Annotated in this window: 8 protein-coding genes; 7 read left to right on the forward strand and 1 reads right to left on the reverse strand. The window is 71.3% G+C overall.

Translation table 11 applies throughout. The annotated features are described in order from the left end of the window. The first annotated feature begins 276 nt into the window (after positions 1 to 276). The 7 genes from HUU95_RS08135 to HUU95_RS08165 are packed head-to-tail and all read left to right on the forward strand — an operon-like array spanning position 277 to position 4,707. Positions 277 to 876 carry a fumarylacetoacetate hydrolase family protein gene (locus HUU95_RS08135; protein ID WP_174279659.1) on the forward strand — a complete coding sequence of 200 codons (600 nt, stop codon included), beginning with the start codon at positions 277 to 279 and terminating at the stop codon, positions 874 to 876. Then, positions 873 to 1,622, forward strand: coding sequence for a fumarylacetoacetate hydrolase family protein (locus tag HUU95_RS08140; protein WP_174279660.1), 750 nt, complete (start codon positions 873 to 875; stop codon positions 1,620 to 1,622). Before HUU95_RS08135 ends, HUU95_RS08140 begins: the two co-directional genes overlap by 4 nt. Then, positions 1,619 to 1,945 (forward strand): aromatic ring-opening dioxygenase subunit LigA, encoded by a 327-nt coding sequence (locus HUU95_RS08145; RefSeq protein WP_174279661.1) that lies wholly within the window; start codon positions 1,619 to 1,621, stop codon positions 1,943 to 1,945. The genes HUU95_RS08140 and HUU95_RS08145 overlap by 4 nt, the downstream gene beginning before the upstream one ends. Beyond that, on the forward strand, positions 1,942 to 2,760 hold the full coding sequence (locus HUU95_RS08150; protein ID WP_174279662.1) for an extradiol ring-cleavage dioxygenase: 819 nt from the start codon (positions 1,942 to 1,944) through the stop codon (positions 2,758 to 2,760). The genes HUU95_RS08145 and HUU95_RS08150 overlap by 4 nt, the downstream gene beginning before the upstream one ends. After that, the gene (locus HUU95_RS08155; protein ID WP_174279663.1) at positions 2,760 to 3,152 is read left to right on the forward strand and encodes a 5-carboxymethyl-2-hydroxymuconate isomerase; all 393 of its coding nucleotides are present in this window, start codon (positions 2,760 to 2,762) and stop codon (positions 3,150 to 3,152) included. The genes HUU95_RS08150 and HUU95_RS08155 overlap by 1 nt, the downstream gene beginning before the upstream one ends. Then, entirely contained in the window at positions 3,149 to 3,955 is an 807-nt protein-coding gene (hpaH, locus tag HUU95_RS08160; protein WP_174279664.1) for a 2-oxo-hept-4-ene-1,7-dioate hydratase, read from the forward strand. The genes HUU95_RS08155 and hpaH overlap by 4 nt, the downstream gene beginning before the upstream one ends. Next, positions 3,952 to 4,707, forward strand: coding sequence for an aldolase/citrate lyase family protein (locus HUU95_RS08165; protein ID WP_174279665.1), 756 nt, complete (start codon positions 3,952 to 3,954; stop codon positions 4,705 to 4,707). Before hpaH ends, HUU95_RS08165 begins: the two co-directional genes overlap by 4 nt. Here the strand turns inward: HUU95_RS08165 and HUU95_RS08170 are convergent. Next, positions 4,699 to 5,009 (reverse strand): cytochrome b (locus tag HUU95_RS08170; RefSeq protein ID WP_174279666.1); only part of this gene is annotated, 311 nt, incomplete at its 5' end. The genes HUU95_RS08165 and HUU95_RS08170 overlap by 9 nt on opposite strands.

The following is a 5,009-nucleotide window of genomic DNA, read 5'->3' on the forward strand; positions in this document are numbered from 1 at the left end:
CGTCGACCTCATCCGCCGTCGCGTCGACCGCCTGGCCGAGCACCTGCCCGGTGCCGGGCTCCAGCACGTCGAACGGCGCGCCCGCGCCCGCCACCGCCCGGCCATCGATATAATGGCCCAGCGGCGAGGGCAGGTCGGCTAGCGTGGACAGCGCGGCGTCGCGACGTGAGGGCATTGTTCGTCTCCCGGATCGAGAGATAGTTACCGTGTTAATTTATTTGGCGCCAGTCATTGACAGATTATCATGTTAACTAGATAGCCGGCGCGGGAGATGTGATGATCGGCGGCACCGCCTATGGCGTGATATTGAACGACCAGGTCGAGCGGGACGCGCTCGAACCGGCGTTCCACGCGCCTCCCTATGACGCGCCGCCGCGCGCGCCGGTGCTGTATGTCAAGCCGCGGCCCTGCCTCTCCGTCGACGGCGCCGCCGTGCCCGTGCCCGCCGAACTGGCGGCGGTGACGGTCGCGGCGACGATCGGGCTACTGTTCGGCGATCACGGTGCCGCCGCCGCCTGCCTCGCGCTCGACGTGAGCGAGCCGCATCGCAGCTATTTCCGGCCGGCGATCCGCGAACGGTGTCGCGACGGCTTCCTGCCGCTCGGCGCGTTCGCCGCGGTGCCGGCCGATCTGGACCAGCCGATCGTCACCCGGATCAACGGCGTCGTGGCGCACCGCTGGTCGCTGGCGCGGCTGGTGCGCCCGGTCGCGCGACTGGTCGCCGACATCGCCGCCTTTATGACGCTGGCGCCGGGCGACCTGCTGCTCGTCGGCCTCGCCGGCGACGCCCCGGTCGCGAAAGTCGGCGATACAGTGGAGGTGGCGATGCCGGGCTTCGAATTGCTGCGGACGCGGCTGACGGCGGAACCCGCATGAAGCGCGCGCGCCTTTCCCACGATGGCCAGCCGCGCTGGGGCACGCTGGTCGACGGCGACGCGGCCGTCCGGCTCGATGACGGCGCGCTGGTCGGGGTCGATGACGCGGCGTGGCTGCCGCCGGCGGAGCCGGGCGCGACGGTGTTCGCGCTGGGGCTCAACTATGCCGATCATTCGGCCGAGCTGGGGTTCACGCCCCCGGCGACGCCGCTGGTGTTCCTCAAGGGCCATACCGCGCTGGCGGGGCACGGCACGCCGACGCCGCGCCCCGCTGACGCGAACCGGATGCACCCGGAATGCGAGCTGGTCGCGGTGATCGGCCGCACCGCGCGCCGCGTCGCGCGCGCCGACGCGCTGGATCACGTCGCCGGCTACACGGTCGCCAACGACTATGCGATCCGCGAATATCTCGAGAATTACTACCGGCCCAACCTGCCGGTGAAGAACCGCGCGGCGACGACGCCGCTGGGGCCGTGGATCGTCGACGCCGCCGACGTGCCCGATCCGCGAACGCTGAGGCTGTCGACGGCGGTGAACGGCGTGACGGTTCAGGACGGCACGACCGCCGACATGGTGTTCGACGTCGCCGCGCTGATCGAATATCTGTCCGGCTTCATGACGCTGCGCCCGGGCGACCTGATCCTGACCGGGACGCCGCATGGCGTCCACTTCGTCGCGCCGGGCGACACCGTCGCCTGCGAGATCGAGGGCGTCGGCCGGCTGGTCAATACGCTGGTCGCGGCATGAGCCTGTACGCGCTCAGCAAGCTCCTGTTCGAGCTCAACCGCGATGAGGAGCGCAAGGCGCGCTTCGCCGTCGATCCGGCCGCCGCGATCGCCGGCTACGCGCTGACCGACGAGGAGCGCCACGCCGTGCTCGCCCCCGATATCGGCCTGCTCTACGTGCTGGGCGTCAACGGCCAGATCCTGATGCACTATGCGGCGTTGCGCGGCGTCGAATGGTCCGATTACCTGCAGCGCATGCGCGACGGCGTGCGCGATCACGGGCCGGTGCGCGCCGGCATCTACGCGATGACGACCGGCATGGATGAAAAGGTGGCGGGAGCATGACCCTGGTCTTCGCGGGCGTGTGCAGTCACGCGCCCGGCATCACCGGCCGCGCCGATCGCGCGCCGCCCGAGCAACGCGACGCCTTCTACACGGCGCTGGGCGACCTGCGCGCGGCGCTGCACGCGACCCGGCCCGACGCGCTGATCGTGATTGCGGCCGAGCATTTCGCCAATTTCTTCATGAACAACATGCCCGCCTATTCGGTCGGCATGGCCGACGGCTATACCGGCCCGATCGAGGACGCCGCCTGGCTGGGCATCCCGCCGCGCGACGTGCGCGGCGACGGCGAGCTGTCGCGCCGGCTGATCGCGGAGATGATGACCACCGTCGATGTCGGATACAGCGAGGAATGGCGGTTCGATCACGGCATCATGGTGCCGCTCCACTTCCTCGATCCCGACAACGCGCTGACGATCATTCCCGCCAACATCAACTGCCAGGGCCCGCCGCTCACCCCGCTGCATCGCGCCTGGGCGTTCGGCGAGGCGATCCGCCGCGCCGCCGACAGCGTCGACGAGCGGATCGCGGTGGTCGGCACGGGCGGCATCTCGCACTGGCCCGCGACGCCCGACAGCGGCCGGATCAACGAGGCGTGGGATCGCGACTTCCTCGCCAGGCTGACCGCCGGCGACCGCGACGCGATGCTGGCCTATACCGACGCGGAGATCTACCGCGACGCCGGCCAGGGCGGGTTCGAGATCCGCACCTTCCTCGCCGCCGCCGCCGCCGGCGGGGGGCGGGGCGAACTGCTCTATTATGCGCCCATCCCGATCTTCGCGGTCGGCTGCACCGTCGCGACGCTGGAGATCGCCTGATGGCGCACGCGACGGTCGAATGGACCGACAATCTGGACGGCGCCTTTGACCTGCGCGCGCTGCTCCGCCTGATCGCGACCGAGATGCGCGAGCGGTCCGGCGGCGCCTTCCCGGTCGGCGGCATCCGCGTGCGCGCGATCCGGCTGACCGACTATGTCATCGCCGACGATGCCGGCCCTGACGACGCCTTCATCAACATCGACGTCACCATGGGGGTCGGCCGGTCCGAGGCGTTCCGACGCGGCTTCTTCGATGCGCTGTTTACGCGCGTGCGCGACCTGCTGGGCGACCTGTTCGCGCGGCGGCCGCTGGCGCTGTCGCTCTATGTCGCGGAGGCCGAGGGGTGGAAGCACAACACCATCCACGCCCGGCTCGCGCGGGACCGGCCATGACGCTCGCTCCCGACACGATCGCCGCGATCGCCGACCGGCTCGGCCGGGCGGAGGCGACGCGCACCCAGATCGGCCAGGTGTCGCTCGCCCATCCCGACATGACGATCGAGGACGCCTATGCCGTCCAGCGCGCCTGGACCGGCGCCAAGATCGCCGCCGGCGCCCGGCCGATCGGCCACAAGATCGGCCTCACCAGCCGCGCGATGCAGCGCTCGTCGAACATCAGCGAACCCGATTACGGGCTGCTGCTCGACGACATGCTGTTCCCGGACGGACAGGACATCCCGACGGACCATTTCATCGTCCCGCGCGTCGAGGTGGAGCTGGCCTTCCGCCTGAAGTCGCCGCTCGCGGGGCCGGGCAGGACGATCTTCGACGTGCTCGACGCCACCGACTATATCGTGCCCGCGATCGAGATCATCGACGCCCGCATCGAGCCGGTCGACGCCGCGACCGGCGCGACGCGCAAGGTGTTCGACACCGTGTCCGACAATGCCGCCAATGCCGGGCTGGTGCTGGGCGGGCGACCGGTACGGCCGATGGACGTCGACCTGCGCTGGGTTTCCGCGCTGCTGTACCGCAACGGCGTGATCGAGGATTCGGGCGTCGCCGCCGCCGTGCTCGGCCACCCCGCGCACGGGCCCGCCTGGCTCGCCAACAAGCTCGCCCCGCATGGCGAGCGGCTGGACGCCGGCGAGATCATCCTGGGCGGCAGCTTCACCGCGCCGGTGGCGGCGCGGCCGGGCGACACGTTCCACGTCGATTATGGCCCGCTGGGCGCGATCTCGGTGCGCTTCGCGTGAATGCCTTCGTCGCGCGGCTGGCGCAGGGCCGGCCGCTGCTCGGGCTGTGGCAGGCGCTGGCGACCCCCTATACCGCGGAGATCTGCGCGGGCGCCGGCTATGACTGGCTGCTGTTCGACGGCGAGCACGCGCCGAACACATTGCAGACGCTGCTGGCGCAGTTGCAGGCGGTGGCGGCGCATCCCGTGCTGCCGATCGCGCGGCCGCCGGTCGGCGAGCCGGCGATCATCAAGCAATATCTCGACATCGGCTTCCCTACCCTGCTCGTGCCGATGGTCGACGACGCGCGCCAGGCCGCGCAGATCGTCGCGGCGACCCGCTTTCCGCCACGCGGCATCCGCGGCGTCGCGAGCGCGACCAGCCGCGCGTCGGGCTTCGGCGCGGACGCACGCTACCTGGCCACCGCGCACGAACGCACCGCGCTGATCGCGCAGATCGAGAGCCGCGCCGGCCTCGCGGCGGTGGCCGACATCGCGGCGGTGGACGGGGTCGACGCGCTGTTCATCGGCCCGGCGGATCTCGCCGCCTCGCTCGGTCATCTCGGCGAGCCGCGCCATCGGGAGGTTCAGGACGCGATCGACACCGCTTTCGCCGCGATCCGCGCGGCGGGCAAGCCGGCCGGCATCTTCGCGCTCGACGCCGCCGACGCGCGCGCCCGGATCGTGCAGGGCTTTGCCTTCGTGTCGGTGGGCACCGATATCGGCGTGCTGGCGAACGGCGCGCGGGCGTTGCGCGCCGCCTGCCTAGGCTGAGGCGCGCGGCCGGATGCGGCCGATCCCCATCCGCGCTAGCTCGCGATGCCGGTCGATCAGCTGGTGCTTGAGCGCGCCCGCGACGTGCAGGCCGAACAGCAGCAGCAGCGCCCAGCCGCCCAGGAAATGTACCCGCTCGATGCGGCCGTGCAGCGCGCCCTGCTCCGCCATTCCGGCCGGGTAGCGGCCGATCTCGTTGATCGGCTTGATCAGCGGCAGGGTGAACAGGAACCAGATCGGCGGCCCGCCGGTGGCACGCGGCGGCTCGTGCCGCGCGGCCTGCTGCGCGGCGGCGATCGCGG

The sequence above is a fragment of the Sphingomonas bacterium genome, from assembly GCF_903643065.1.
GTDB lineage: Bacteria > Pseudomonadota > Alphaproteobacteria > Sphingomonadales > Sphingomonadaceae > Sphingomonas.